Here is a 25971-nt window from a genome sequence, read left to right on the forward strand (position 1 = left end):
TCATGCGCTCCCGCGACTTCAGCGGCGGCCTGCATCCGACCGTCATTCTTTGGATGGCGGTCGGATGGTTCGGCTTTGCCGTACTCCCATGGTTCGGCGTCGAGGACGGGTTCTTCGGCTTTTCCTGGCTGTTTGAGGGCTATCCGCTCGACAGCGAGTTCGCGCCCGCGCTGATCCTCAACCTCAAGGGTGAGAAGCTCTGGCTGGCGCCGCTCGGCCTGCTTCTTGCCGCGCCGCTGCTCTTGTGGGGGCGGAAGAAATCCGATCCGCTGTTCGGCAAACTGCTCGTCGCCATTGGCGCCGTAGGCTTCGCCTGGCTACTGTTCCAGGGTTTTGCCATCGGCCTTCGCGGCTGGCAGTTCGGCTGGCTGCAGGCCTTGTTCGGCGATCTCGGCGACCGCCAGTTCGGCATGGGCTATGGCGCATTGCTCGTCGGCCTGGCCTTCCTGTTCCTGTTCTCGCTTGGCCTTGCCGCGCGAGGTGCTGTCGGCGGCGACGTCTTCGTGGTCTCGACCATCGCCTTTGTGGTGGCGGCGGTCGGGCTGTTCATCTTCATGCCGATCCTGCAGATGCTGGCCAATGCCTTGCAAATGGCTGACGGCAGCTATTCCCTCGGTGCTTTCCTGGGCAAACTGTTCAGCACGCGGCTGTGGGGTCTCGACTGCCTCTTCGGCGGCAGCCGCTGCGGCGTCGCCTGGAATTCACTGTTCCTGGCCGTTCTCGTGGGCGTGCTGACCACGCTGCTCGGACTGGTCTTTGCGCTGGTGGTGACCCGCACCGGCTTCCGGCACGGCAAGCTTTTGCGGGCGTTGACGGTGCTGCCGATCATCACCCCGCCATTCGTCATCGGCCTCGCCATCATCTTGCTGTTCGGCCTGTCGGGCGCGGTCACGCAGACATTTTCGGAGCTGTTCGGCATCCAGCCGACGCGTTGGATCTATGGCTTGCCGGGCCTGCTGATCGCCCAGCTGCTGGCCTTCACGCCGATCGCCTTTCTGGTACTGATCGGCGTCGTCGAAGGCGTCAGCCCGTCGATGGAGGAGGCGGCGCAGACCCTGCGCGCCAATCGCTGGCAGACCTTCTGGACGGTCTCGCTGCCGCTGATGCGGCCGGGCCTCGCCAACGCCTTCCTGCTCGGCTTCATCGAAAGCATGGCCGATTTCGGCAACCCGCTGGTGCTCGGCGGCAATTTCGACGTGCTGTCGACCGAGATCTTCTTCGCCATCGTCGGCGCGCAGAATGACGAGGCGCAGGCCGCGATCCTGGCGCTGGTGCTGCTCGCCTTCACGCTGGTCGCCTTCTATGCGCAGCGCTTCTGGCTCGGCAAGAAGTCCTACACGACGCTGTCGGGCAAGGGCGATGCGGGTGTGCATCCGCAACTGCCCGTCGGGCTCAGGCGCGCCGTCTACGGCATCGCCGGCTTCTGGGTCGCCTTCACCATCTTCGTCTATGCCACCATCTTCTATGGCAGCTTCGTCAAGCTCTGGGGCGTCGACCACAGCCTGACCGTCGCCCACTACGTAAAGGCCTTTGCGGTCGGCTGGAACGAGTTCGGCATCCACTGGAAGGGCTCGGCCTGGAGTTCATTCTGGACGACGCTGAAGATCGCGCTGATTTCCTCGCCGCTGACGGCGGCGATCGGGCTACTCACCGCGTATCTCTTGGTGCGGCAGAGTTTTGCCGGCAAGAACGCCTTCGAGTTCGGCACGATGCTGTCGTTTGCCATTCCCGGCACGGTGATCGGCGTGAGCTATGTCATCGCCTTCAACGTGCCGCCGATCGAGCTGACCGGCACCGGCATCATCCTCGTTCTGTCCTTCATCTTCCGCAACATGCCGGTGGGGGTGCGGGCAGGGGTGGCCTCGATGTCGCAGATCGACAGGAGCCTGGACGAGTCGTCGCTGACGCTCGGCGCCAATTCCTGGCAGACCTTTCGCAGGGTGGTGCTGCCGCTGCTCCGGCCGGCGATCGTGGCAGCACTGGTCTATTCCTTCGTGCGTGCCATGACCGCGATCAGCGCGATCATCTTCCTGGTCAGCGCTCGCTACGACATGTCGACCAGCTACATCGTCGGCCGCGTCGAGAACAACGAATACGGCATCGCGATCGCTTATTCGACGGTGCTGATCGGCGTCATGCTGGCGGTGGTCGGGCTGATGCAGTTCCTGGTCGGCCGGCGCAACATCGGCCGGCGCGGACTGACACAGTCGCGCACGAATGTGAGCCAGTCGGCATTTTCGGGAGGTGGCTGATGGCCGAGATCAAGAGTAACGCTGCTTCGGTGGAGTTCAAGGACGTCACCAAGATCTACGGCAAGAGCCCGGTGCCGGCGGTCAACAACGTCTCGCTATCAGTCGAGGCGGGCAAGCTGGTGACGCTGCTCGGGCCCTCCGGCTGCGGCAAGACCACGACGCTGCGCATGATCGCCGGGCTGGAAATGGCGACGCGTGGAAGAATCCTGATCGGCGGGGCGGATGTCACGCACCTGCCGGCGACGGATCGCGACGTGTCGATGGTGTTCCAGTCCTATGCACTGTTTCCGCATATGACGGTCAACGAAAACGTCGAGTACGGCCTGAAATTCTCCGGTTTCGCCAAGAAAGAGATCGGTGAGCGTGCCCGCGCCGGGCTGGAGCTGGTCGGGCTCTCCGGCTACGGCAATCGCTTGCCGAGCGAGCTTTCCGGCGGCCAGCAGCAGCGCGTGGCCGTGGCGCGCGCGCTGGTGCTCGAGCCGCAGGTGCTGTTGTTCGACGAGCCGCTGTCCAACCTCGACGCCAAGCTGAGGCGGCGTGTGCGCGAGGAAATTCGCGACATCCAGACCAAGCTCGGCCTGACCGTCGTCTATGTCACTCACGATCAGGAAGAGGCACTTGCCGTCTCCGACCGCATCATCGTCATGAACAATGCGGTGATCGCGCAGGACGGCACGCCGCGCGAGCTTTACGATGCGCCGGCCGATGCTTTCGTCGCCGACTTCATCGGCGAAGCCAACATTTTTGACTGCGAGATTTCGTCGGTGGCGGGCGGCATGGCCAATGTGCGGCTAGGCGGTTTCGAGACACAGCTCGACGCGCGCGGCATGAAGCCGGGGGCGGCGAAGCTGGCGGTGCGGCCGAGCCGAATCCAGATCCGTCCGGCAGGCGCACCGAGCACCATTCCCGGCCGGCTCGACAAGGTGACCTATGTCGGGTCCGACCTCGAATTCATGGTCGGCACCGAATTCGGCGAGGTGTTTGCCGTCTCACCCGATGTTGATGCGCCGTTCGTGCCTGGGCAGGAGGTTGGCATCGGTTTTGCCGCGCGCGGGCCGGTGCTGATCAGGGGGTAGGGGCGCGGCGCTCGCGCTGCTTATCATCCGGTTGCCGCCATCGGGGGCGGGGCGCTGCTGAGGTGAGGTTGCTTGGTCGTGCGTCCTTCGACAAGCTCAGGATGAGGGGCGTGGGCGTCCGCACGGTTGGCGTTCACATCGCGAGTTTCGAAGAGATAGCGATTGCGCTTACGGTCCTCATCCTGAGCTTGTCGAAGGACGCACGACCGCATTCTCGCCCTATGAAACGAAACTCTGTGCTGCCGCCGCAACGGCCAGGTAGCGTACCAGCTTGGCCGAGCCGACGAGTGCCAAAAAGCTCCACAGCGGCTCCTTCAGCGTGCCGGCGATCAGCGTCAGCGGGTCGCCGATGATCGGCACCCAGGACAGCAGCAGCGACCAGCGGCCGTAGCGCCGGTACCAGTTTTCGGCGCGCTCAAGCGCGGCCGGGTTGGCGGGAAACCAGCGGCGGTCCTTGAAGCGCTCGACCTGGCGGCCGAGCAGCCAGTTGACCCACGATCCCAACACGTTGCCGACGGTGGCGACAAGGATGAGGATTGCCAGTGAATAGCCGCCGTTGAGGATCAGCCCGGCGAGCAGCGCTTCCGACTGCGCTGGCAAAAGCGTCGCGGCCGCGAATGCCGCGACGAAGAGACCGCCATAGGCGGCAAGGCTGGTCATCAGGGAACTGCTTACTGCTGCAATTTACCAGCGAGCCCGTCGATGATCGGGCAGTCGGGCCGGGTGTCGCCATGGCAGTTATGGACCAGGTGGCGCAGCGTGTTGCGCAGTTCGGTAAGCTCAGCGAGCTTGCGGTCGATCTCGACCAGCTTGGTCTCGGCGATCGCCTTGACGTCGGCGCTCTCGCGCGCCTTGTCGCCATAGAGCGACAGCAGTTGCCGGCATTCCTCGACCGAGAAGCCGAGGCTGCGCGAGCGCTGCAGAAAGCGCAGGCGGTGCACGTCGGACATCGAATAGTCGCGATAGCCATTGCCGGCGCGGTCGGGGCTCAGCAGGCCGATGTCTTCGTAATAACGTATCGTCTTGGCTGGCAGGCCCGATTTTTCCGATGCGGTTCCAATGTTCATCAGTCACTCCTCGGCATCTTCGATTCGCCTGCGTGCATCCATTCGGCGCGCGGCGCTCAAGAGCGAACTTCTCCCCATATAAAGCTTCCAGTTACTGGAAGTTCAAGGGCGCTAGTGAAAATCGTGATCGCCGGGACGGCTGGTGCCGTCCCGGCCTTGATCTGATCACGCCTCGTAGGCCATCGACGTCATCATGCCGCCGGCCATGTGGTAGAGGTGGTGGCAGTGCAGCGCCCACTTGCCGGCATTGTCAGCGTCGAAGGCGATGGTCACCATGCCCATGTTGGCCGGTACCACCACCGTGTCGCGCATGGCCCCGGCAAAGCGCCGGCCGTTGATCGCGACGACCTGGAAGTGGTGGCCGTGCAGATGCATGGGGTGCGACATGGTGGTGTGGTTCATGAAGGTCAGCTCGAAGCGGTCGCCGCTCTTCACCGCCAGCGGCGTGTCGGAGCCGTGAACAGAGTCGTCGAGCGTCCAGGCGTAGTTTGGACCTTCGCCCAGCATCATGGTGTGCTGGCGCGTGGCCTGTCTGTCGGCGAGCGGCTTTTCCGCCCGCAGCCTTCGCTCCAGATCGAAACCGACGGCGGGAAAATCCTCGTCGGCCATATCGGCGAACTTGCCGACATTCGCGCCCTTGGCGGCAAGCACCACGCCGGTGCGCATGCGTCCGCCTTCCTGCACGGCGAAGACGGGCCAGGCGGAGGCTTCTTTTGGCAGGTCGAGCATAATGTCCAGGCGCTGGGCCGCGGCGAACTCGAAGCGCGAGCCTTGGACCGGCTCGACCGGCATGCCGTCGACGGCAATGAGCTGGCCCGAGAGCTGGCCAAGATCGACCCACATGTTGGTGCTGGCCGCACCATTGATCAGACGCAGGCGGACGCGCCCGCCCGGCTCGACGGCGAAGACCTCAGGGTCGTCGAGCGTGCGGTCGTTGGCGAGCAGGGCGTCGTATTGCACGTCCTGCAGGTGGGCCATTGCACCCATTTGGCCGCCCATGTTCATTGAGCCATGGCCCATGCTGCCGTGGTCCATCTGGCCACCCGCCATGCCGGACATGTCATGGCCTGCGTGACCGGAGGCCGGCATCTGCATTGCACTCATGTCGTGACCGCCGCCCTTGAGCTCGGCGAGGATTTCCTGCGGGTCGCGGAAGGTGAAGTCGTGGAACAGCACCACCACCTCCTGCACGTCCTGGCCGGCCTCGGCCGGGTCGCGCACGATCAGCGGGGCGGCGAGCATCAGCTGCTCCTGCAGGCCGAAATGCGAGTGCATCCAGAAGGTGCCCGGCCGTGTGACCGGGAAGTCGTAGTCGTGGCTGCCGCCGTCGGGGATCGGGTCCTGCGAGATGCCGTCAACACCATCCTGCTGCCATGGCGGGGTGAGGCCGTGCCAGTGGATGACGGTCGGTTCGCCGATGAGGTTTTTCAGCCTGACGCGGAAGTTCTCGCCGGCATTCATGACGAGACCCGACGTGCCGTCGGCCTGGGTCAGGCCGAAGACATTGGCGGCCTTGCCCTTGACCTCGATGACGCGCTTGCCGGCCGCAATGACCTTATGGCTGTCGGCGCGCGCGGGGCGAGGAATTAGCAAGGAAGGAGCGGCTGCGAGCGAAAGCGTGGCCGCGGATGCCGCAATGAAGCGGCGGCGTGAAAGAGTTTTCATCACAATGGTCTCCAAAACTGAAAAGGGTCCGGCCAGCGAGCCGGATCGGGCGCCAAACGGCGCTTGTCAGTTCAGGAGATCGACGGTGGTCGGGGATGTGGCGCTGCGATCGCTCCATGCAGCACGGCGTATTTGTGTGGTGAAGGATGGCTGTCCGTCTTGACCGGAAGGGCCGCCGACAGCGGCAGAGGCGCGCAATAGCCGCAAGCAGCGAGGCATTGGGCAAGACAGGCCCTGTCGGCTTCGTCCTGGCCCATGTCGCCGCAGCAGGCGATGTCGGCATTGCCATGGTGCGGGACTGTTTCGTTTGCGTGCGCCTGGCTGGCATGAGACTGATGCTGGCCACCAGCGGGATGAGCCGAAGCGGCCTGACCGAATGCGATGAAAAACATCAAAAGCGCCGGCATCAGCAGGCGCAGGGCTGCACGCGAAAAGGAAAGCGGCGAGCAAAGCACCGCCACGGCACGCCGCATGCCCAATGGCAATGCCGCGCCAGCGCGTGGGAAGAATCGATGCTTCGACTGCATGGCCATCTTATGCTGCTTCCACCCGCTGGAAGGTCAAGCCGGTTTGTGGGGAACGGCCCGCCTGAAACGGCGGGCCGAAAATGTTACTCGGCCGGGGCCAGCGACGGCGCAACGGTGGCTGCCGTCGCCCGGGCTGGTGCCTGGAAACGCTTGAGCCGCATCGCGTTGCCGAGCACGAAGACGCTAGACAGCGACATGGCACCGGCGGCCAGCATCGGCGACAGCAACGTCCCGTTGAACGGGTAGAGCACGCCGGCCGCGACCGGGATGAGGGCCGCATTGTAGGCAAACGCCCAGAACAGGTTCTGCCTGATGTTGGCGATCGTCGCCTTCGACAGCGCGATTGCATTGGTTACGCCGAGAAGGTCGCCCGACATCAGCACCACATCGGCACTTTCGATGGCAACGTCGGTGCCGGTGCCGATGGCCACCCCGACATCGGCCTCGGCGAGCGCGGGCGCATCGTTGATGCCGTCGCCGACGAAGGTCACCGCGCGGCCACCGGCGCGCAGCCGCTTGATCGCCTCGACCTTGCCGTCGGGCAGGACTTCGGCCACCACCTCGTCGATGCCGAGCCGGGCGGCGATCGCCTCTGCCGTGCGGCGGTTGTCGCCGGTGATCATGGCGACCTTCAGCCCCATGTCGTGCAGGGCGCGGATCGCCTGCGGCGTCGTCGGCTTGACCGGGTCGGATACGGCAATCGCTGCGGCGAGCTTTCCGTCGATGGCGGCATAGAGCGGAGTCTTGGCTTCGCGCCCCATGCTACCTGCCGTCTCGGCGAAGGCCTGCACGGAGATGCCGAGCTTTTCCATGTAGCGGTCGGCGCCGACGGCGATGCGGTGCTGGCCGACGCTGGCGCTGACGCCGAAGCCTGGCACGGCCTCGAAGGCACCGGCTTCATTGACGGCGAGCCCTTCCTCCTTCGCGGCAGCAACGATGGCCGCGGCGACGGGATGCTCGGACTGGGCCTCGACAGCCGCGACGAGGGTGAGAACCGTGGCGCGGTCGAAGCCCTCTGCGACTTCAAGGTCGGTCAGCACCGGCTTGCCCTGGGTCAGCGTGCCGGTCTTGTCCAGCGCCACGACCTCGATTGCCTTCAGCGACTGCAGTGCTTCGCCATTGCGGAACAGCACGCCGAGTTCGGCGGCGCGCCCGGTGCCGACCATGATCGAGGTCGGCGTGGCGAGGCCCATGGCGCAGGGGCAGGCGATAATCAGCACGGCGACCGCATTGACCAGCGCGAAGGTGACGGCCGGCTCGGGGCCGAAGAACAGCCAGACCGCGAAGGTCAGCGCGGCGGCGGCCATGACGGCGGGCACGAACCATGACGTGACCTTGTCGACCAGCGCCTGGATCGGCAGTTTCGAGCCTTGTGCGTTCTCGACCATGCGGATGATCTGGGCCAGCAGCGTATCAGCACCGACCTTGGTGGCGCGGTAGGTGAAGCTGCCTGTCTTGTTGATGGTGCCGCCGACGACCTCCGCACCTTCGCCCTTGCTGACCGGGATGGGTTCGCCCGAAATCATGGATTCGTCGACGAAGGAGGAACCGGAAAGCACTGTGCCGTCGACCGGCACCTTGTCGCCGGGGCGCACCTGTATCACTTCGCCGGCGACGACCTCTTCAAGGGCGACGTCGACAAACTGCCCGTTGCGTTCGACGCGGGCGGACTTGGCCTGCAGGCCCATCAGCCGCTTGATCGCCTCGCTGGTACGGCCCTTGGCCTTGGCCTCGAGCATGCGGCCGAGCAGGATCAGCGTGATGATGACTGCGGACGCCTCGTAATAGACGTTGGCGGTGCCGTCAGGCAGAACGCCGGGGGCGAAGGTGGCGACGACCGAATAGGCCCAGGCGGCGCTCGAACCGAGCACGACCAGCGAGTTCATGTCGGGGGCGAACCGCAGCAAGGCCGGCACACCCTTCTTGTAGAAGCGCAGGCCGGGGCCGAACTGGACAATGGTCGCCAGTACGAAGAAGGCGATGTAGAGCGGCTGCTGGCCGATGTTCATGTGCAGCCAGTGGTGCAGGGACGGGAACGCATGCGAGCCCATTTCGAGCACGAAGATCGGCAGGGTCAGCGTTGCGGCGATGGCGAGGTCGCGCTTGAGATTGGCGAACTCGCGGTTGCGGGCCTCCTCGCGGCTGTCGGCAGCGCCCGTGGCTGCTGCCTCGCTGCGGCGCGGCTCGTAGCCGGCCTTGCGGATGGCGGCGTCGATCGCGGTGCGCGGCGTGCCGGCAAGGGTTTCGACGGTGGCGCGTTCGGTGGCGAGGTTGACGGAGGCCGCCTTGACGCCGGGCACCTTGCCGATGGCAAGCTCGACGCGACGGACACAGGAGGCGCAGGTCATGCCCTCGATCTCGATCTCCATCCTTTCGACTGATACCTCGTAGCCGGCCCTATTGATGGCGGCGATGACCGCGCCGGCATCGGCGGTACCGGCGAAGGCGACATCGGCGCTTTCGGTGGCAAGGTTGACGGCGGCGGATTTCACGCCCGGCACGGCGGTGATGGCTTTTTCGACCCGGCGCACGCAGGAAGCGCAGGTCATGCCTTCGATCGGGAAGCTTTGCCGGATGGCGCCGGCCGCCATGGGCGGGGTCACGGGAGCGTTCATGGTCATGGACCTCTATTCCATCATTCTTTGGATCGAGGTCTAAGGCTTCCAGCTTCTGGAAGGTCAACAGGATTTTTGCGATTTTTCGATCTTGCGGTCAACCATCTGAAAAGATTGCGAAAAGTCCAGATATCCGGCCTCTCGCGCACTTGATGGGCTGGGCAAAATCGCGGTAACATATCCGTGATCGGAAAATGTTTGACCTTCCAGTTGCTGGAAACACCACATTGCGGGAACGGTGAAATGCCGACCGGAAAAGAGGATCTGAAATGCTGAAACTGAATGTTCCCGATATGACCTGTGGCCATTGCGCCGGTGTGGTGACCAAGGCGGTGCAGAGCGTCGACGCCGGCGCGCGTGTCGACATCGACCTCAAGTCGCAGACCGTCTCGATCGAGACCACGGCCGATGCCGCCAAGGTGGCCCAGGCGCTCGACACGGCAGGCTATCCCGCGCAGGCTGTCTGAGCCGCAGGCCAACACCTACCCTATGGGCGATGCGACGGGCCCCGGCTCGCCGCATCGCCCATTGCATTCGGGCCTAAGAAGATTGCCGCGACCGCCAAGTGTTGCGCGCGGGCCTGATCGGCCTCGCAAAAGTGACGCAGCGTCACCTTTGCCGTTCCACTAGTATTTCGCCGGCATTTCAAGCTATGATGCACCCGGCTTCGCGGGGCAACGTACCCGGAATGCCGGAGGGACGGAGGATGGCGTTAGCGCTCGTGCTCGTTCTGATCGTCGTCGGCTCGGTGCTGTTTCATGTGCTGAGCCCCTGGTGGTGGACGCCGATAGCTTCCAACTGGAGCTATATCGACAATACCCTTGTCATCACATTCTGGATCACCGGCGCGGTCTTCACCGCCGTTATCCTGTTCATGGCATATTGCGTCTATCGCTTCCGCCACAAGGAAGGGGCAAGGGCTGCCTATGAACCCGAGAACCGCAGGCTCGAATCCTGGCTGACCGTGGTGACGGCGCTGGGCGTGACGGCGATGCTGGCGCCGGGGCTTTTCGTCTGGAGCCGTTTTATCACCGTTCCAAACGACGCGACCGAGGTCGAAGTCGTCGCCCAACAATGGCAGTGGAGCTACCGCCTGCCTGGCGCCGACGGCAAGCTCGGCACCTCGAACGCCCGGCTGGTCAGTACCGACAATCCCTTGGGCATTAATCCCGACGACCCCAACAGCAAGGACGACGTCGTGGTCGAGGCGGCCGACCTGCACCTGCCGGTTGGCAAGCCGGTCAAGATGCTGCTGCGCTCGATCGACGTGCTGCATGATTTCTACGTCCCCGAATTCCGTGCCCGGATGGACATGGTGCCCGGCATGGTCACCTATTTCTGGTTCACGCCGACGCGGACCGGGGACTTCGAGGTGTTGTGCGCCGAACTTTGTGGCGTCGGCCACGCCTTCATGCGTGGCGTGGTCAAGGTCGATGACGAGCAGAACTATACGGCCTGGCTGCAGCAGCAGCGGACCTTCGCCCAACTGACGGCGCCCGCGACACTCGGGGCGCTTGTCGAACCGGCGAGTGCGGCGCCGAGATAGAAAGATGCCAGCGGCCGGGCTTGGCAAACGACTGGCGCCGACCGCAAAGAACAAAAGCAGCAAGGGGTGGATGGATGACCGATATCACGCCTCAGGGAGCAGAGCTCATTCCGCCGGCCGAAGTGGCGGAGGCCGAGCTATACCACCCGCACAGCTGGTGGACGAAATATGTCTTCTCGCAGGACGCCAAGGTCATCGCCATCCAATATGCCGGCACGGCTATGGCGATCGGGCTGGTGGCGCTGGTGCTGTCCTGGCTGATGCGGCTGAAGCTCGGCTTTCCCGACACCTTCTCCTTCATCACACCCGACGCCTATTACCAGTTCATGACCATGCACGGCATGATAATGGTCATCTACCTGCTCACCGCGCTGTTCCTCGGCGGCTTCGGCAACTACCTGATCCCGCTGATGGTCGGCGCGCGCGACATGGTGTTCCCCTATGTCAACATGCTGAGCTACTGGATCTATCTGCTCGCCGTGCTGGTGCTGGTGGCCGGCTTCTTCGCGCCCGGCGGTCCGACCGGCGCGGGCTGGACGCTCTATCCGCCGCAGGCCATCACCTCGGGCACGCCGGGCGGGCAGGACTGGGGCATCATCGTGATGCTGGTTTCACTGATTCTGTTTATCATCGGTTTTACCATGGGCGGGCTCAACTATGTCGTCACCGTGCTGCAGGGCCGCACGCGCGGCATGACGCTGATGCGCCTGCCGCTGACCGTGTGGGGCATCTTCACCGCCACGGTGATGGCGCTGTTTGCTTTCCCGGCACTTTTCGTCGCCTGCGTGATGATGCTGTTCGACCGGTTGATCGGCTCGAGCTTCTTCATGCCGGCGATCGTCGAGATGGGCACGCAACTGCCCCATGACGGCGGCAGCCCGATCATGTTCCAGCACCTGTTCTGGTTCTTCGGCCACCCCGAGGTCTACATCGTGGCGCTGCCGGCCTTCGGTATCGTCTCCGACCTGATCAGCACGCATGCGCGCAAGAACATCTTCGGCTACCGAATGATGGTGTGGGCGATCGTCATCATCGGCGCGCTGTCTTTCCTGGTCTGGGCGCACCACATGTATGTCTCCGGCATGCATCCTTATTTCGGCTTCTTCTTTGCCACCACCACGCTGATCATCGCCGTTCCCACCGCAATCAAGGTCTACAACTGGATCCTGACGCTGTGGCGCGGCGACATCCACCTGACCGTTCCGATGCTGTTTGCGCTCGCCTTCATCGTCACCTTCGTCAATGGCGGGCTGACCGGCCTGTTCCTCGGCAATGTGGTGGTCGACGTGCCGCTGTCGGACACGATGTTCGTGGTCGCCCATTTCCATATGGTGATGGGGGTTGCACCCATTCTCGTCATCTTCGGCGCGATCTACCACTGGTATCCCAAGATCACCGGCCGGATGCTCAACGAGACGATGGGGCGGCTGCATTTCTGGGTCACCTTCGTCGGCACCTACCTGATCTTCTTCCCGATGCACTATGTCGGGCTGGTCGGCGTGCCCAGGCGCTATCCCGAACTCGGCGAGACCGCCTTCATCCCGCCATCGGTGCACACGCTGAACGAGTTCATCACCATTGCGGCACTGGTCGTGGGGGCCGCGCAGATGGTGTTCCTGTTCAATCTGATCTGGAGCATCCGGCACGGCAGGGAAGCCGGCGACAATCCATGGCGGGCCACCACGCTCGAATGGCAGACGGCGGGGACGCCGCCGCCGCACGGCAATTTCGGCAAGGAACTGCCGGTGGTCTATCGCTGGGCCTATGACTATTCGGTGCCGGGCGCGCCGCAGGACTTCATCCCGCAGAACGACCCGTACCCGATAACGCGAGGCGGGCCGGCATGAGCGCGATCCTGATCTTTCTCGTTGCGATCATGGCCGCCGGCGGCTGGTGGCTGGCGCGCCAGCGGCTGATGTCCAAGCCATGGCTGGAGGTGGGGCCGGTCACCGCCTTTCCCCATACGGAATCGCCTGTCACCGATCCGGCTAAGATCGGGCTCGGCGTCTTCCTCGCGGTGATCGGTGCGCTCTTTGCGCTGCTCATCAGCGCCTATTTCATGCGCATGGCCTACGCCGACTGGCAGCCCGCACCCATGCCGCGGCTGCTCTGGCTCAATACCGGCATGCTGGTGCTGGCGAGCACCGCACTGCAATGCGCCGTGGTTGCGGCCCACAAGGGGCAACTGGACAATCTCCGCCTGGCGCTGCTTGCCGGGACATTGACGTCGGTCGCCTTCCTGGGCGGACAATTGCTGGCTTGGCGGGATTTCGCCGCGACGGGCTATTTCGCCACCGAAAACCCGGCCGCCAGTTTCTTCTATCTGCTCACCGCGCTGCACGGGCTGCACATTGTTGGCGGGCTGGTGGCGCTCGGCCGAACCAATGTTCGTGCATGGCGCGGCGCCAGGCCGGACAAGCTCGTGCTGTCGAGCGAGCTCTGCGCGATGTACTGGCATGGCCTGCTCGCAGTCTGGCTGGTGCTGTTTGCCGTGCTCATGGGCTGGGCGGCCGATTTCATCGACATCTGCCGGAGGCTGTTGACCTAGGAGGGAAAGCGCATGGCTGAGACCACCCTGGCACATTCCGACCAGGCCGCACCGCGGCCTTCGGGCCTGCGCGGCTTCATCGCCGACTGGTCATCGGACCAGCGAGCCTTCAAGAACGTGTCCTGGGGCAAGGCCATGATGTGGATCTTCCTGCTCAGCGACACCTTCATCTTCGGTTGCTTCCTGCTCGCCTACATGACCGCGCGCATGTCGACGACCGTTCCGTGGCCGAACCCGGCCGAGGTGTTTGCATTGCATATCGGCGGCCAGGATGTCCCGCTGCTGCTCATCGCCATCATGACCTTCGTGCTGATCTCGTCGAGCGGCACGATGGCGATGGCCGTCAATTTCGGCTACCGCCGCGATCGCAAGAAGACGGCGGCGCTGATGCTTGCGACGGCGCTGCTGGGCGCGACCTTCGTCGGCATGCAGGCGTTCGAATGGACCAAGCTGATCAGCGAAGGCGTGCGCCCCTGGGGCAACCCATGGGGGGCGGCGCAGTTCGGCTCGGCCTTCTTCATGATCACCGGATTTCACGGCACCCATGTGACGATCGGCGTGATCTTCCTGCTGATCACCGCGCGCAAGGTTCTGCGCGGCGATTATGACACTGGGGCCCCCGGCTTCTTCACCAGCCGGCGCGGCCGCTACGAGAGCGTCGAGATCATGGGGCTCTACTGGCACTTCGTCGACCTGGTGTGGGTGTTCATCTTCGCGTTCTTCTATCTCTGGTAAGGTGCAACGATGGCACAGGCAGATACCCACGATCCCGCCCTGCATGGCACTGCGGCCGCCGCGCAGCCCGTTGCCCATGGCGAGGGACAGCAGCATCCGATCAGACTCTACCTCGTGGTCTGGGGCTGGCTGTTCATCCTCAGTGCCTGCTCCTACGCGGTCGACTATTTCGGCCTTCAGGGGCTGCTCAGATGGAGCCTGATCGTCACCTTCATGCTGCTCAAGGCGGGGCTGATCGTCGCCATCTTCATGCACATGGCCTGGGAACGGCTGACGCTCGTCTATGCGATCATCGTGCCGCCTCTGGTGCTGCTGGTCTTCGTGGCGATCATGGTGGTCGAGTCGCGCTATACCGAACTCACGCGGCTGCTTTCGTTCGGTACCGGACAGTAGGCGGCGTTCTTCGTTGACAGGGAAAATGATGGGAGGAGAATGAGGCTTCTCGTTCTCCGACGCGTCAGCGCCTCCAACAGAAGGATGCCCGAGATGACGATCGCAAGAAAACTCCAAGACTACATGGCCGGCAGGGGCATCCACTACGACACCGTTGCCCATCACCGGACTTCGACCAGCAGCCAGACGGCACAGGCAGCGCATATCCCCGGCAGAAGGCTCGCCAAATCGGTGCTGCTGCACCATGAGATGGGCTATGCCCTTGCCGTTGTCCCGAGCAGTCACCGGCTCGAACTCAACACGCTGCAGGACGTGGTCGACAAGCGCCTCGGCCTCGCCACTGAAGATGAGGTCGGGCAACTGTTCAACGACTGCGACATCGGCGCGGTGCCGCCTGTGGGTGCTGCCTATGACGTTCCCGTCATTCTCGACGAGAGCTTCGGCGCCGACGGCGACGTCTATTTCGAGGCCGGCGACCACAAGACGCTGGTCCATGTCACAGGCGGCGATTTCCGCAACCTGTTGCAGGGCGCGCAAGTCGCCCGCTTCAGCCACCCGGCATAGCTGGCCCGTATCCCGCCCCTCCGTGGGGCGGGAAACATCACCGCTTGCGGTCGACGCCGGCAGCTCTGAGCCGCCGGTTCGGACATATCAGGCGCGTTTGCGCGGCGTTCTGGATTTGGCCGTGGCAGGGGCCTTGGCAGCTGTTCTGGCCTTGGCGGGAGCTTTGGCTGGTGCTGGGGCGACTACCACGAGGGGAGCCGGCTCGACCAGCTTGCGGTAGAGATGCCAGGTCGAGTGACCGAGCACAGGCAGGACCACCGCCAGCCCGACGAGCAGCGGCAGCGCGCCGACGAGCAAGCAAACCGCAACGATCAGGCCCCACAGCAGCATCGGAACGGGGTTGAGCATCATTGCCCTGGCCGACGTCTCCACCGCGGCATAGACACCGACGTCGCGGTCGAGCAGCAGTGGGAAGGCAATGACGGTGGTGCTGAGTGCCGTCAGCGCGAACAGCAGCCCGATCAGATTGCCGAGGATCATCAGGGTCCAGCCGCGTTGGGTGGTCAAGACGTCGTTGACGAAGCCAGCGAACGATGCCGGCACCGCATCGCCGTAGAGCCGGGTATAGAGTTCATGCGCGGTCATCAGCCAGACCACGAATAGCGCCATCAGCATGATGCCGAGGACGACGATTGCCGGCATGGCGGGCGAGTGCCTAACGTCGAGGGCATGCCACCAGGACGTATCCATGTTCTGTTCGCGCCTTCGGCTTATTTCGTAGAGGCCGATCGCAGCGACGGGACCCAGAAGCGCAAAGCCGGTCAACAGCGGATAGATGAACTGCAGCGCGTTGCCGCCGGAGGTCCAGGTGATCAGGAACACACCGACGATGGGATAGATGAGGCCCAAAAACACATAGTGGGACGGCTTTTCCCAGAAATCCTCAAATCCCAGCCGAAGCGCGTCGAAGACATCGGCTACGCCTATGCGGCGTATACTGGGATGTTCGACGCCGCTGCCGGTGCCTGCTGCGTAGACATGGAAATTTGCCATGACCTGTCCTCCGAGATCGGGTTCGGTTCGGTCGCGGCTCGCGGTGCTGCCGTCCAGCATGACTGGTCACGCCAAACCGCGACCTGCACCAGCTCAAATCATACTATTCATCCATAGGTTTGTCGCCCCGCGGTACATTGGCTCCTTAAGTTGCAATCGAATGGCATATGGCGCGTCGCTGCTCGCAGCGGTAGTATCGTCTGCGTCGACGGTTTGCGCCGACCTCTTGGAGGAGAATGCCATGAGATTGACGGCCTTGGCCGCATCGGCCCTTCTTGCAACCTCTTTTCTTGTATCCGGCGCGGCCCATGCTGCGGGCGACGCGGATGCCGGGAAGAAGGTCTTCACCAAATGCATGGCCTGCCACGAAGCTGCGACCGACAAGAACAAGGTCGGACCTTCACTGCACGGGGTGATCGGCCGCACGGCAGGCACGCATTCGGACTTCAAGTATTCCGACGCCATGAAAAAGGCCGGGGCCGATGGGCTGGTCTGGGACGAGGCCAATATCGCCGCCTACGTCAAGGCGCCGAAGGAAAAGGTGCCGGGTAACAAGATGGCATTCGCCGGCCTCAAGGACGACACCGACATTGCCAATGTCATCGCCTATCTGGAGGCCGCGGCCAAGCAGTAGCGAAACGGGACGGGATTTCGCCGCGCCCTTCAGACTACCCGCCAAGCACCGCTGTTGATGCGGGCCGTGCATGCGACAATTGTAGGCGGCCGTGCCAGCCGCAGCGCAATTCTCTGGATCGCGAGGCCAGTAGTCCGTTTGAGGTATGTGGTGTGGTCGCCGGACGTGTCGAATGCTGCTGGTAAGCCATATGTCTGGTCTCGCAGGGGGATGCGGGGGCCGGATTGTCATCGTTGTAAATGGCTGACGGCGAATATTTTATCGAACCGATACTGTCATCCGAACTGCAGACGACGGTTTTAACTCATCTAGCGATTGTTGCCTCCTGGCGGGGAAATTGCGGCTTGCCGGGGGGAACCCTGGCAGCCGCCTCATTTCACCCGGCATTGCCGCAGTGCCGGCACCATTGACCGATGCAAGGTTGCGGGCCGTGCATCTCGCCGCTATGCCGGACCGAGAGTGTTCGGCGAGAAGGCAAAGCAGATGAAAGTCGTTTCCACGTCCAAGTCGCATGGCGGTGTCCAGGGTGTCTATTCGCACGCGTCCGAGGCCTGCGCTTGCGACATGACCTTCGCCGTGTTCGTGCCGCCGCAGGCCAAGGACGGACCGCTGCCGGTGCTGTGGTATCTGTCGGGGCTGACCTGCACCCACGCCAATGTCATGGACAAGGGTGAGTACCGGCGCATGGCGGCCGAACTCGGGCTGATCGTCGTCTGTCCCGACACCAGTCCGCGCGGCGAGACCGTTCCTGACGAAAAGGACAACTGGCAGTTCGGCTCGGGCGCCGGTTTCTATGTCGATGCCACCCAGGAGCCGTTCGCCAGGAATTACCGCATGTATTCCTATCTCACCGAGGAACTGCCGGCATTGATTGCCGCAAATTTCCCGGCCGACATGTCGCGCCAAGCGATCTTTGGCCACTCGATGGGCGGCCACGGCGCGCTGACCATCGCGCTCAGGAACCCCGACCGTTTCAAGAGCTGCTCGGCCTTCGCACCGATTGCCCAGCCGACGACGGCGGGCTGGTCGAAGCCGGCGCTCGAAAAATATCTCGGCGCCGACGAGCAGTCCTGGCGCGCCTATGACGCCACGCTGCTGATCGAAGACGGCCACCGCTTCTCCGGATTCCTCGTCGACCAGGGCACCTCAGACGGCTTCCTCCAGGACGGCCTGCGGCCGTGGCTTCTGGAAGAGGCCTGCAAGAAGGTCGGCATTCCGCTCACCCTGCGCATGCAGGATGGTTACGACCATTCCTACAACTTCATCTCGACCTTCATGGACGATCATTTGAGATGGCACGCCGAGCGTCTCGGCTGAGCCGAAGACGGCAACGCCTGCGGCAGGATCCTAGCGCTCCAGCCTTGGCGGTGCCGAGGCTCGGAGCCGCTCGAGGACGTAGTGCTTGGCGTCGCGAACGCTGGATTCCAGCGTTTCGCCACACGCCAGATGGGCTGATATGGCGCTGGCCAGCATGCAGCCGGTGCCGCGCATCGTGGCTGCGATGCGTGGTGCTTCGAACCTCATGGGCGCCCGGTCCGGTCGCAGCAGGATGTCGGCCGAGTTTTCGCCCGTCGCATGGCCGCCCTTGACCAGCACAGCAGTGGCGCCGGCGTCGATCAGCGCCTGTCCCTGACGGATGATCTCGACTTCATCGAGCGCAGGCGGCGAAGCGCTGAGCAGTGCGAGTTCGTGCAGATTCGGGGTGACGAGGCTGCAAAGCGGGATCAACTGCCGCTTGAGTGCGTCGATTGCGTCGCTGTCCATAAGCGCTCGGCCCGAAGTCGAGGCAAGAACCGGGTCGAGCACCAAGGGAACCTGTGGGTAGCTGGCCAGAACGGAGGCCACTGCCTCCACGGCCGCCGTCGTACCCAGCATACCGATCTTGATCGCGGCTACCGGGCTGGCGGCGAGCGCTGCCCGCATCTGGGCGGCGATCAGGTCGGGCGGCATCTGTTCGATCCGCTCGACGGCCTCGTCGGTCTGCACCGTGACTGCCGTCACGGCGACGCTGGTCCGCAGGCCGAAAGCGGCGATGGTCTCGACGTCGCGCGAAAGGCCAGCGCCGCCGCTCGAGTCGGTGCCGGCGACAACAAGCACATGCGGTGTCATCGCCATTGCGCCGTCGCCGCCAGCCATTGGCGCGTTCGGCCCTCCGGATCGGCATGCCGGGTGATGTCGGTGACGACGGCGGCGCTGTCGGCGCCGTGCGCGAACACGCCGTCGATGCGCGTGACATTGAGCCCCCCGATGGCGACGAGCGGCAGGCTGCCGATCCTGCGCTTCCACTCGGCGAGGCGGTCGAGCCCCTGCGGCGCCCATTTCATCGCTTTCAGGATGGTCGGATAAACAGGGCCAAGCGCGACATAGTCGGGGGAGGCGGCGAGCGCTGCTTCGAGTTCGGCGTGGTCGTGGGTGCTGACGCCGAGCTTCATGCCGGCCCGGCGGATGGCCGGAACATCGGCATCAGCAAGGTCCTCCTGGCCGAGATGGACGAAATCACAAGCCTCCTCGATGGCTAGCTGCCAATAATCGTTGACGATGAGCTGGCAGCCGTGACGTGCGCAGGTGGCTTTTGCGGCGCGGATTTCGCGGCGCAAGGCCGGCTCGTCCAGATCCTTGATGCGTAGCTGCACCAGCCTGACGCCCGATGGCACCAGCCGCTCGATCCAGGCGGCGGTATCCAGAATGAGATAGAACGGGTCGAGCTTCATGAGAAAGTTGCCAGTCCGATGACGGGGGTGGAGGGGACGGCCATGTCACGCGGTTCGAGCATGCCGGCGATGAATGCCTCGCGGCCGGCTTGGACCGCCTTGGCGAAGGCGCCAGCCATCGCGGCCGGATCGCCTGATTTGGCGACGGCGGTGTTGAGCAGCACGGCGTCGTAGCCGAGTTCCATGACGGTTGCGGCATGCGACGGACGGCCGATGCCGGCATCGACGATCAAGGGCACCTCTGGGAAACGACCGCGCAGGCTACGCAGGGCATCGAGGTTCTGGGGACCCCGCGCGGAGCCGATCGGCGCGCACCACGGCATCAGCACCCTGCAGCCGGCATCGAGCAGCCGCTCGGCCACGACAAGGTCGTCGGTGGTGTAGGGAAAGACCTCGAAACCGTCGACGGCGAGGATACGGGCGGCCTCGACCAGCCCGAAGACGTCGGGCTGTAGCGTGTCGTGGTTGCCGATGACCTCAAGCTTGATCCAGTTGGTGGAAAAGACCTCGCGCGCCATCTTCGCCGTCGTCACCGCCTCCCTGGCCGAATGGCAGCCGGCAGTATTGGGCAGGACCCGCACGCCGAGCGAGCGGATCAGTTCCCAGAATTTTTCGCCCGTCCTGCCGCCTGACGACTCGCGGCGGAGCGAGACGGTGACGATGTCTGCTCCAGAGGCGCTGATGGCATCGGCCATGATGGCCGGCGAGGGGTAGAGCGCGGTGCCGAGCAGCAGGCGGGAGGAGACTTGTTGGCCGTAGAGTTCGAGCATGGGGTCACCTCCTCGATGTCGGTTTGGAGGTAGAGGCCGACGTACCCCCACCCCTAACCCCTCCCCACAAGGGGGAGGGGGACTTGAGCCGCGTCCGGCCTGCTGGAGTGCTCGTCAGTTCCAGATGACGAGGGGCGTGGGGATCAGGATTCCCCTCCCCCTTGTGGGGAGGGGTTAGGGGTGGGGGTAGGTTCGACATGGCCTCACCCTCCCTTCATCGGCGACAGGATTTCGATGCGGTCGCCTTCGGCAAGCGGGCAAGCATCGCGTTCCCCGGCCGGCACGACCTCGCCGTTGAGCGCGGTGGCCAGCCAACTGCCTCCGTAGTCGAGTTCGGCGAGCAGGCCGGCAAGCGTGGCGGCCGCGACTTCGTAGCGTTCGCCATTGACGATGAGATTCATGGACGAGTTCCCTCTCCAGTCGGATTTCCCAGGATCATGTCGGCCGCCTGCCGCGCCATGGCGGGTGCAAGCAGGAAGCCGTGGCGGTAGAGGCCATTGACGCGGATGTGTTGGCCGTCGCGCTCGACGCGCGGCAGGTTGTCGGCAAAGGCTGGGCGCACGCCGGTGCCGGTCTCGATGATCTCGGCGCCGCCGAAGGCCGGATGCAGTGCATAGGCGGCGTTGAGCAGCTCCATCGTCGAGCGCGCGCTGATCGGGCCAGCGGCATCGCTTTCGATCATCGTGGCGCCGAACATGAACAGGTTGTCCGCGCGCGGCACGACATAGATCGGGATGCGCGGGTGAAGCAGCCGCACCGGCCGCGACAGCGAGATTTCGGGCGTGCGCAAAAGCAGCATCTCGCCGCGCACCCCGCGCAATTCGGCGTGCGCCTCGGCGATGCCCGTGCAGTCGGCCTCGAAGTCCGCTGCGCCCTCCATCCGCACCGCGCCGTAGCCGAACTCGAAGCGCACGCCTAACCCGAGCAGCTTTTGCTGTAGGCCGATCAGCGCTCTGCGCGGGTCGAGGTGCGCTTCTTCGGCGAAGAACAGCCCGCGCCCGAACCGTCCGGCAAGGTCCGGTTCGCGCGCGGCGATCGCCTCGGCGTCGATCTGCCGAAAGCCGGAGGTGCGGCGGCCGAAGCGGTCGAGCTCGCCGGCATCACGCGCAGGTGCGAGCACCAGCGTGCCGTTGCGGACGACATGGCCGGGCAGGGCGGTGTCCCACCAGTCGGCCGCGCCTTTGCCCAGAGTGAGCACCGCTTCTTCCGCACTCTCGCGCTCGCACCATGGCGCGAGCATCCCGCCGGCCTGCCAGGAGGCATTGCCGGCTATTTGCCTGCGCCTCTCGGCCACGGTGACGTCGGCGCCGCGTGTCACCAGCTCATGCGCGAGCGTCAATCCGGCGACGCCCGCGCCGCGGATCAGCACCTTCATGGCTGTTTCGCCGCCTCCGTGTCGCTCACGGGCATGTAGAGGTCGCCGCCGTCCCGGTACTTCGCCGCCATGGCCGCGAGCCCTTCTTTCTGCGCCTCGGCTCGGATGTCGTGGGAAATCCGCATCGAGCAGAATTTCGGGCCGCACATGGAGCAGAAATGAGCCACCTTGTGCGCCTCCTTGGGCAGGGTCTCGTCGTGGAAGGCACGCGCCGTCTCGGGATCGAGCGAGAGGTTGAACTGGTCCTCCCAGCGGAACTCGAAGCGCGCCCGCGACAGTGCGTCGTCCCTGACCTTGGATGCTGGATGACCCTTGGCGAGGTCGGCGGCATGCGCCGCGATTTTATAGGTGATGACGCCCACCTTGACGTCGTCGCGGTCGGGCAGGCCGAGATGCTCCTTCGGCGTGACGTAGCAGAGCATGGCCGTGCCGAACCAACCGATCATCGCCGCGCCGATGCCCGAGGTGATGTGATCGTACCCGGGGGCGATGTCGGTGGTCAAAGGCCCGAGCGTGTAGAAGGGCGCCTCGCCGCAGACGGCGAGCTGCTTGTCCATGTTCTCCTTGATCTTGTGCATCGGCACATGGCCGGGGCCCTCGATCATCACCTGGCAGTCCTTGGCCCAGGCGATCTGGGTGAGTTCCCCAAGCGTCTCCAACTCGGCGAACTGGGCGGCGTCATTGGCGTCGGCAATCGAGCCGGGGCGCAGGCCGTCGCCGAGCGAGAAGGCGACGTCATAGGTCCGGCAGATGTCGCAGATCTCCTCGAAATGCTCGTAGAGGAAGCTCTCCTTGTGGTGATGCAGGCACCACTTGGCCATGATCGAGCCGCCGCGCGAGACGATGCCGGTGACACGGTCGACGGTCAGGTGGATGTAGGCCAGGCGCACGCCGGCATGGATGGTGAAGTAGTCGACGCCCTGTTCGGCCTGCTCGATGAGGGTGTCGCGGAATACCTCCCAGGTCAGGTTTTCGGCGATGCCGCCGACCTTTTCGAGCGCCTGGTAGAGTGGCACCGTTCCGATCGGCACAGGCGAGTTGCGGACGATCCAGTCGCGAATGTTGTGGATGTTGCGTCCCGTGGACAGGTCCATCACCGTGTCCGCACCCCAGCGGGTCGCCCACACCATCTTCTCGACTTCCTCGGCCATGGACGAGGTGACGGCCGAATTGCCGATATTGGCGTTGATCTTGACCAGGAAATTGCGGCCGATGATCATCGGCTCGCTCTCGGGATGGTTGATGTTGGAAGGGATGATGGCGCGGCCGCGCGCCACCTCGTCGCGGATGAATTCGGGCGTAACGAAGTCGGGAATGGCGGCGCCAAAACTCTCGCCGTCGCGGGCGAGCTTCGCCCTGAGTTGCTCGCGACCGAGGTTTTCGCGGATGGCGACGAATTCCATCTCCGGCGTCACGATGCCGGCGCGGGCATAGGCGAGCTGGGTGACGGCGCGACCGCCGGTGGCACGCAGCGGGGCGTTGCGGACCGGGAATTCCGGCGTTAGCCGCTCAGCCGAAACAAAGCCGTTGTCCTCGTCCTTGATGGCGCGGCCTGCGTAGCGTTCGACGTCGCCGCGTGCCAGGATCCATTGCTCGCGCAGGCGCGGCAGCCCGCCCTCGATATCGATCTTCACATTGGCGTCGGTGTAGGGCCCGGAGGAATCGTAGACGGTGACGGGTGGCTCGCCAGCGCTCGGATGGACCGAGATCTCGCGCATCGGCACGCGGATGCCGGGGTGAAGCTGGCCGGGCTTGTGGACCTTCTTTGAGGCGGGCAGTTCGCCTGTTGTGACGGTCGGGGTCAGGGCATTCATAGTGAGCCTCCATGCTCGTTTGCAACGGAGACCCAGTTCGTGCGGAAAGGAGGAGGTGAGTCTTTGCCTGGGGGATTTCGGGCTTTTGCCCGATTCCCGAAGTCGGATAGGTCCGACCCGCGAAGCCTCGCACCGTCCCTACGCCAGTGTGAACTGGATCAGGTTCAACGGGTCACTGCGCTGCGCGAGCCAGCAGTATCTCAGCCCCTTGTCGGGACCCCCCTGGTGAGCCCTTAGGATGAGCGCGGAACATGCGTGCTGTCAACGGCCTTTCACAGAGGCCGAGAGAATGCCAAAGTCGTCGCGGCGGGACCCCATTGCGGTTCCGGCCGCGATCGGATAATAGGTCAGTGTTGCTGACATAAATTGTCTGACGCATGCGGTCCCCGGGGAGGAGCATCCGGCCTGCATGCGAGCAAGGAGGAGCATCCGTGACGGACCATGCCTCGCCGCTGAAATTCCATGTGCCCGAGCCGGAAGTGCGCCCCGGCGGAACGCCCGACTTCTCCAACGTGCCGATCCCCCGGGCGGGCTCGGTCGACCGGCCGGAGGTCGATGTCGATCCGCGCGCCATCCGCGATCTCGCCTATTCGATCATCCGGGTGCTGAACCGCGAGGGCGAGGCGGTCGGGCCGTGGGCAGGTACGCTGACCGACGCGGAGCAACTCGAGGGCCTGCGCCACATGATGACGCTGCGCGCCTTCGACGCGCGCATGCTGATGGCCCAGCGTCAGGGCAAGACCTCGTTCTACATGCAGCATATGGGCGAGGAGGCGGTCAGCTGTGCCTTCCGCAAGGCGCTGAGCCCCGGCGACATGAATTTCCCGACCTATCGCCAGGCCGGCCTGCTGATCGCAGGCGGCTACCCGATGGTCGACATGATGAACCAGATCTTCTCCAACGAGCGCGATCCGCTGAAGGGCCGGCAGCTGCCGGTCATGTATGCCTCGAAGGAACACGGCTTCTTCTCGATCTCCGGCAACCTGACGACGCAATACATCCAGGCCGTCGGCTGGGCGATGGCCTCGGCGATCAAGGGCGATACCAGGATCGCCGTCGGCTGGGTCGGCGATGGCGCCACCGCCGAAAGCGACTTCCACGCAGCACTGGTGTTCGCCTCGACCTACAAGGCGCCCGTCGTGCTCAACATCGTCAACAACCAGTGGGCGATCTCGACCTTCCAGGGCATTGCGCGCGGCGGTTCCGGCACATTTGCCGCGCGCGGCCTCGGCTTCGGCATCCCCGCACTTCGCGTCGACGGCAACGACTATCTTGCCGTCCATGCGGTTGCCAAATGGGCGATCGAGCGGGCGAGGTCCAATCTCGGGCCGACCCTGGTCGAATACGTCACCTACCGCGTCGGCGCGCATTCGACCTCGGACGATCCGTCGGCCTACCGGCCCAAGACGGAGTCCGACGCCTGGCCGCTCGGCGACCCGGTGATCCGGCTGAAGAACCACCTGATCAAGCGCGGTCTGTGGTCGGACGAGCGCCACAAGCAGGCGGAGGCCGAAATCCTCGAGACGGTGATATCAGCGCAAAAGGAGGCCGAAAGCCACGGCACATTGCATGCCGGCGGCAAGCCGTCGACGCGCGACATGTTTGAGGGCGTCTATGCCGAGATGCCGCCGCATCTCAGGCGCCAGCGCCAGAAGGCGGGGGTATAGCCGATGCCGCGCATGACCATGATCGAAGCCATCCGCAGCGCCATGGACGTCGCCATGGGGCGCGACGACGATGTCGTCGTCTTCGGCGAGGACGTCGGCTATTTCGGCGGCGTCTTCCGCTGCACGCAAGGGCTGCAGCAGAAATACGGCCGCTCGCGCTGCTTCGACGCGCCGATCAGCGAGCTTGGCATCGTCGGCGCTGCCATCGGCATGGCCGCCTATGGGCTCAAGCCCTGCGTCGAAGTGCAGTTCGCCGACTATGTCTACCCGGCCTACGACCAGATCGTTTCGGAGGCGGCACGATTGCGCTACCGCTCGAACGGCGAGTTCACCTGCCCGATCGTCATCCGCATGCCGACGGGCGGCGGCATCTTCGGCGGCCAGACCCACAGCCAGAGCCCCGAGGCGCTGTTCACCCATGTGTCCGGCCTCAAGGTCGTCGTGCCGTCCAATCCGCGCGACGCCAAGGGTCTGCTGATCGCCGCGATCGAGGACCCCGATCCGGTGATCTTCCTGGAGCCGAAACGATTGTACAACGGCCCCTTCGACGGCCACCATGAACGACCGGTGACGGCCTGGTCGAAGCACGAGCTGGGCGAGGTGCTGGAGGGCCATTATACCGTCCCGCTCGGCAGGGCCGAGATTCGCCGGCCCGGCGCGGCGCTGACCGTGCTTGCCTATGGCACCATGGTCTATGTCGCGCAGGCGGCAGCCGAGGAGACCGGCATCGACGCCGAGGTGATCGACCTGCGCTCGCTCTTGCCGCTCGATCTCGACGCAATCACAGCCTCGGTCAACAAGACCGGGCGCTGCGTTATCGTGCATGAGGCGACGCTTACATCGGGCTTCGGCGCCGAACTTGCGGCTCTCGTACAGGAGCATTGCTTCTACCGGCTCGAAGCGCCGATTGCGCGCGTCACCGGCTGGGACACGCCTTATCCGCATGCACAGGAGTGGGACTACTTCCCCGGCCCCAAGCGGGTCGGCGAAGCGCTGATCGAAACGATGGGGGCGTGAGC

25 protein-coding genes and 1 riboswitch are annotated in these 25971 nt (G+C 64.5%); of the genes, 13 read left to right on the plus strand and 12 right to left on the minus strand.

Going from position 1 to position 25971, the window contains the following annotated elements; all coding sequences use genetic code 11:
- The first annotated feature begins 2 nt into the window (after positions 1–2).
- Both ABSY17_RS05985 and ABSY17_RS05990 read left to right on the plus strand, forming a co-directional pair.
- Positions 3–2252 (plus strand): ABC transporter permease, encoded by a 2250-nt coding sequence (locus tag ABSY17_RS05985; RefSeq protein WP_378947953.1) that lies wholly within the window; start codon positions 3–5, stop codon positions 2250–2252.
- On the plus strand, positions 2252–3328 hold the full coding sequence (locus ABSY17_RS05990; protein ID WP_378947956.1) for an ABC transporter ATP-binding protein: 1077 nt from the start codon (positions 2252–2254) through the stop codon (positions 3326–3328). Before ABSY17_RS05985 ends, ABSY17_RS05990 begins: the two co-directional genes overlap by 1 nt.
- 219 nt (positions 3329–3547) lie before the next feature.
- Here the strand turns inward: ABSY17_RS05990 and ABSY17_RS05995 are convergent, their stop codons facing one another.
- The 5 genes from ABSY17_RS05995 to ABSY17_RS06015 form a co-directional block, all read right to left on the minus strand.
- A complete protein-coding gene (locus ABSY17_RS05995) occupies positions 3548–3988 on the minus strand; it encodes a YqaA family protein (protein ID WP_378947959.1) in 441 nt (146 codons plus the stop codon).
- 11 nt (positions 3989–3999) lie between these two features.
- The gene (cueR, locus tag ABSY17_RS06000) at positions 4000–4395 is read right to left on the minus strand and encodes a Cu(I)-responsive transcriptional regulator (protein ID WP_378947962.1); all 396 of its coding nucleotides are present in this window, start codon (positions 4393–4395) and stop codon (positions 4000–4002) included.
- A 165-nt stretch (positions 4396–4560) separates the two neighbouring features.
- Complete coding sequence (locus ABSY17_RS06005; RefSeq protein ID WP_378947965.1) at positions 4561–6060, minus strand: multicopper oxidase family protein; 1500 nt, start codon at positions 6058–6060, stop codon at positions 4561–4563.
- Between the two features lie 71 nt (positions 6061–6131).
- On the minus strand, positions 6132–6593 hold the full coding sequence (locus tag ABSY17_RS06010; RefSeq protein ID WP_378947968.1) for a hypothetical protein: 462 nt from the start codon (positions 6591–6593) through the stop codon (positions 6132–6134).
- 77 nt (positions 6594–6670) lie between these two features.
- The gene (locus ABSY17_RS06015; protein WP_378952459.1) at positions 6671–9202 is read right to left on the minus strand and encodes a heavy metal translocating P-type ATPase; all 2532 of its coding nucleotides are present in this window, start codon (positions 9200–9202) and stop codon (positions 6671–6673) included.
- Positions 9203–9471: 269 nt separating this feature from the next.
- Here ABSY17_RS06015 and ABSY17_RS06020 point away from each other — a divergent pair, with 269 nt between their 5' ends.
- The 7 genes from ABSY17_RS06020 to ABSY17_RS06050 all read left to right on the plus strand — a co-directional run bounded on the left by ABSY17_RS06020 (position 9472) and on the right by ABSY17_RS06050 (position 14988).
- The gene (locus ABSY17_RS06020; protein ID WP_378947970.1) at positions 9472–9669 is read left to right on the plus strand and encodes a heavy-metal-associated domain-containing protein; all 198 of its coding nucleotides are present in this window, start codon (positions 9472–9474) and stop codon (positions 9667–9669) included.
- 239 nt (positions 9670–9908) lie between these two features.
- Positions 9909–10748: a cytochrome c oxidase subunit II gene (locus ABSY17_RS06025; RefSeq protein ID WP_378947972.1), complete on the plus strand. Its 840-nt coding sequence runs from the start codon at positions 9909–9911 to the stop codon at positions 10746–10748.
- A 74-nt stretch (positions 10749–10822) separates the two neighbouring features.
- A complete protein-coding gene (gene ctaD / locus ABSY17_RS06030; protein ID WP_378947974.1) occupies positions 10823–12595 on the plus strand; it encodes a cytochrome c oxidase subunit I in 1773 nt (590 codons plus the stop codon).
- Positions 12592–13296, plus strand: coding sequence for a cytochrome c oxidase subunit 3 (locus ABSY17_RS06035; RefSeq protein ID WP_378947976.1), 705 nt, complete (start codon positions 12592–12594; stop codon positions 13294–13296). Before ctaD ends, ABSY17_RS06035 begins: the two co-directional genes overlap by 4 nt.
- Before the next feature lie 12 nt (positions 13297–13308).
- Positions 13309–14031, plus strand: a complete 723-nt coding sequence (locus tag ABSY17_RS06040; RefSeq protein ID WP_378947978.1) for a heme-copper oxidase subunit III family protein — start codon at positions 13309–13311, stop codon at positions 14029–14031.
- Positions 14032–14040: 9 nt separating this feature from the next.
- On the plus strand, positions 14041–14424 hold the full coding sequence (locus tag ABSY17_RS06045; RefSeq protein ID WP_378947981.1) for a cytochrome C oxidase subunit IV family protein: 384 nt from the start codon (positions 14041–14043) through the stop codon (positions 14422–14424).
- Between the two features lie 93 nt (positions 14425–14517).
- Positions 14518–14988, plus strand: a complete 471-nt coding sequence (locus ABSY17_RS06050) for an aminoacyl-tRNA deacylase (protein WP_378947983.1) — start codon at positions 14518–14520, stop codon at positions 14986–14988.
- A gap of 87 nt (positions 14989–15075) precedes the next feature.
- Here the strand turns inward: ABSY17_RS06050 and ABSY17_RS06055 are convergent, their stop codons facing one another.
- Positions 15076–15981 (minus strand): DUF2189 domain-containing protein, encoded by a 906-nt coding sequence (locus ABSY17_RS06055; RefSeq protein WP_378947985.1) that lies wholly within the window; start codon positions 15979–15981, stop codon positions 15076–15078.
- Positions 15982–16222: 241 nt separating this feature from the next.
- Here ABSY17_RS06055 and ABSY17_RS06060 point away from each other — a divergent pair, with 241 nt between their 5' ends.
- Both ABSY17_RS06060 and fghA read left to right on the plus strand, forming a co-directional pair.
- Positions 16223–16615, plus strand: a complete 393-nt coding sequence (locus ABSY17_RS06060) for a c-type cytochrome (protein ID WP_378947987.1) — start codon at positions 16223–16225, stop codon at positions 16613–16615.
- Positions 16616–17098: 483 nt separating this feature from the next.
- Positions 17099–17932, plus strand: a complete 834-nt coding sequence (fghA, locus tag ABSY17_RS06065) for an S-formylglutathione hydrolase (RefSeq protein WP_378947990.1) — start codon at positions 17099–17101, stop codon at positions 17930–17932.
- A 30-nt stretch (positions 17933–17962) separates the two neighbouring features.
- Here the strand turns inward: fghA and thiD are convergent, their stop codons facing one another.
- The 6 genes from thiD to thiC form a co-directional block, all read right to left on the minus strand.
- Complete coding sequence (gene thiD / locus ABSY17_RS06070) at positions 17963–18730, minus strand: bifunctional hydroxymethylpyrimidine kinase/phosphomethylpyrimidine kinase (protein ID WP_378947993.1); 768 nt, start codon at positions 18728–18730, stop codon at positions 17963–17965.
- The gene (locus tag ABSY17_RS06075; RefSeq protein WP_378947996.1) at positions 18721–19326 is read right to left on the minus strand and encodes a thiamine phosphate synthase; all 606 of its coding nucleotides are present in this window, start codon (positions 19324–19326) and stop codon (positions 18721–18723) included. Before ABSY17_RS06075 ends, thiD begins: the two co-directional genes overlap by 10 nt.
- Complete coding sequence (locus ABSY17_RS06080) at positions 19323–20096, minus strand: thiazole synthase (RefSeq protein ID WP_378947999.1); 774 nt, start codon at positions 20094–20096, stop codon at positions 19323–19325. Before ABSY17_RS06080 ends, ABSY17_RS06075 begins: the two co-directional genes overlap by 4 nt.
- A gap of 203 nt (positions 20097–20299) precedes the next feature.
- Positions 20300–20497 (minus strand): sulfur carrier protein ThiS, encoded by a 198-nt coding sequence (gene thiS, locus ABSY17_RS06085; protein WP_378948002.1) that lies wholly within the window; start codon positions 20495–20497, stop codon positions 20300–20302.
- Positions 20494–21471: an FAD-dependent oxidoreductase gene (locus ABSY17_RS06090; RefSeq protein WP_378948005.1), complete on the minus strand. Its 978-nt coding sequence runs from the start codon at positions 21469–21471 to the stop codon at positions 20494–20496. Before ABSY17_RS06090 ends, thiS begins: the two co-directional genes overlap by 4 nt.
- Positions 21468–23285 (minus strand): phosphomethylpyrimidine synthase ThiC, encoded by a 1818-nt coding sequence (thiC, locus tag ABSY17_RS06095; RefSeq protein WP_378948008.1) that lies wholly within the window; start codon positions 23283–23285, stop codon positions 21468–21470. Before thiC ends, ABSY17_RS06090 begins: the two co-directional genes overlap by 4 nt.
- Before the next feature lie 117 nt (positions 23286–23402).
- A riboswitch (TPP riboswitch) is annotated at positions 23403–23519 on the minus strand.
- A 197-nt stretch (positions 23520–23716) separates the two neighbouring features.
- Between thiC and ABSY17_RS06100 the strand changes: the two genes are divergently transcribed.
- Together ABSY17_RS06100 and ABSY17_RS06105 are read left to right on the plus strand one after the other, a co-directional pair.
- Complete coding sequence (locus ABSY17_RS06100; RefSeq protein WP_378948011.1) at positions 23717–24952, plus strand: 3-methyl-2-oxobutanoate dehydrogenase (2-methylpropanoyl-transferring) subunit alpha; 1236 nt, start codon at positions 23717–23719, stop codon at positions 24950–24952.
- A 3-nt stretch (positions 24953–24955) separates the two neighbouring features.
- The gene (locus tag ABSY17_RS06105; RefSeq protein WP_378948014.1) at positions 24956–25969 is read left to right on the plus strand and encodes an alpha-ketoacid dehydrogenase subunit beta; all 1014 of its coding nucleotides are present in this window, start codon (positions 24956–24958) and stop codon (positions 25967–25969) included.
- The last annotated feature ends 2 nt before the right edge of the window (positions 25970–25971 follow it).

The sequence above is a fragment of the Mesorhizobium sp. ANAO-SY3R2 genome (genome assembly GCF_042466635.1).
Classification (GTDB): Bacteria; Pseudomonadota; Alphaproteobacteria; order Rhizobiales; family Rhizobiaceae; genus Aminobacter.

What these genes read in the sequence shown, in the direction of transcription:
- ABSY17_RS06060 (WP_378947987.1), top strand. Translation starts at nt 16,223, where the DNA reads ATGAGATTGACGGCCTTGGCCGCATCGGCCCTTCTTGCAACCTCTTTT.
- ABSY17_RS06090 (WP_378948005.1), bottom strand. Translation starts at nt 21,471, where the DNA reads ATGAAGGTGCTGATCCGCGGCGCGGGCGTCGCCGGATTGACGCTCGCG.
- ABSY17_RS06025 (WP_378947972.1), top strand. Translation starts at nt 9,909, where the DNA reads ATGGCGTTAGCGCTCGTGCTCGTTCTGATCGTCGTCGGCTCGGTGCTG.
- ABSY17_RS06075 (WP_378947996.1), bottom strand. Translation starts at nt 19,326, where the DNA reads ATGAAGCTCGACCCGTTCTATCTCATTCTGGATACCGCCGCCTGGATC.
- ABSY17_RS06040 (WP_378947978.1), top strand. Translation starts at nt 13,309, where the DNA reads ATGGCTGAGACCACCCTGGCACATTCCGACCAGGCCGCACCGCGGCCT.
- ABSY17_RS06020 (WP_378947970.1), top strand. Translation starts at nt 9,472, where the DNA reads ATGCTGAAACTGAATGTTCCCGATATGACCTGTGGCCATTGCGCCGGT.
- cueR (WP_378947962.1), bottom strand. Translation starts at nt 4,395, where the DNA reads ATGAACATTGGAACCGCATCGGAAAAATCGGGCCTGCCAGCCAAGACG.
- ABSY17_RS06010 (WP_378947968.1), bottom strand. Translation starts at nt 6,593, where the DNA reads ATGGCCATGCAGTCGAAGCATCGATTCTTCCCACGCGCTGGCGCGGCA.
- ABSY17_RS05995 (WP_378947959.1), bottom strand. Translation starts at nt 3,988, where the DNA reads ATGACCAGCCTTGCCGCCTATGGCGGTCTCTTCGTCGCGGCATTCGCG.
- ABSY17_RS06035 (WP_378947976.1), top strand. Translation starts at nt 12,592, where the DNA reads ATGAGCGCGATCCTGATCTTTCTCGTTGCGATCATGGCCGCCGGCGGC.
- ABSY17_RS06055 (WP_378947985.1), bottom strand. Translation starts at nt 15,981, where the DNA reads ATGGCAAATTTCCATGTCTACGCAGCAGGCACCGGCAGCGGCGTCGAA.
- ABSY17_RS06045 (WP_378947981.1), top strand. Translation starts at nt 14,041, where the DNA reads ATGGCACAGGCAGATACCCACGATCCCGCCCTGCATGGCACTGCGGCC.
- ABSY17_RS06105 (WP_378948014.1), top strand. Translation starts at nt 24,956, where the DNA reads ATGCCGCGCATGACCATGATCGAAGCCATCCGCAGCGCCATGGACGTC.
- ABSY17_RS05985 (WP_378947953.1), top strand. Translation starts at nt 3, where the DNA reads ATGCGCTCCCGCGACTTCAGCGGCGGCCTGCATCCGACCGTCATTCTT.
- fghA (WP_378947990.1), top strand. Translation starts at nt 17,099, where the DNA reads ATGAAAGTCGTTTCCACGTCCAAGTCGCATGGCGGTGTCCAGGGTGTC.
- ABSY17_RS06050 (WP_378947983.1), top strand. Translation starts at nt 14,518, where the DNA reads ATGACGATCGCAAGAAAACTCCAAGACTACATGGCCGGCAGGGGCATC.
- thiC (WP_378948008.1), bottom strand. Translation starts at nt 23,285, where the DNA reads ATGAATGCCCTGACCCCGACCGTCACAACAGGCGAACTGCCCGCCTCA.
- ABSY17_RS05990 (WP_378947956.1), top strand. Translation starts at nt 2,252, where the DNA reads ATGGCCGAGATCAAGAGTAACGCTGCTTCGGTGGAGTTCAAGGACGTC.
- thiD (WP_378947993.1), bottom strand. Translation starts at nt 18,730, where the DNA reads ATGGCGATGACACCGCATGTGCTTGTTGTCGCCGGCACCGACTCGAGC.
- thiS (WP_378948002.1), bottom strand. Translation starts at nt 20,497, where the DNA reads ATGAATCTCATCGTCAATGGCGAACGCTACGAAGTCGCGGCCGCCACG.
- ABSY17_RS06015 (WP_378952459.1), bottom strand. Translation starts at nt 9,202, where the DNA reads ATGAACGCTCCCGTGACCCCGCCCATGGCGGCCGGCGCCATCCGGCAA.
- ctaD (WP_378947974.1), top strand. Translation starts at nt 10,823, where the DNA reads ATGACCGATATCACGCCTCAGGGAGCAGAGCTCATTCCGCCGGCCGAA.
- ABSY17_RS06005 (WP_378947965.1), bottom strand. Translation starts at nt 6,060, where the DNA reads ATGAAAACTCTTTCACGCCGCCGCTTCATTGCGGCATCCGCGGCCACG.
- ABSY17_RS06080 (WP_378947999.1), bottom strand. Translation starts at nt 20,096, where the DNA reads ATGCTCGAACTCTACGGCCAACAAGTCTCCTCCCGCCTGCTGCTCGGC.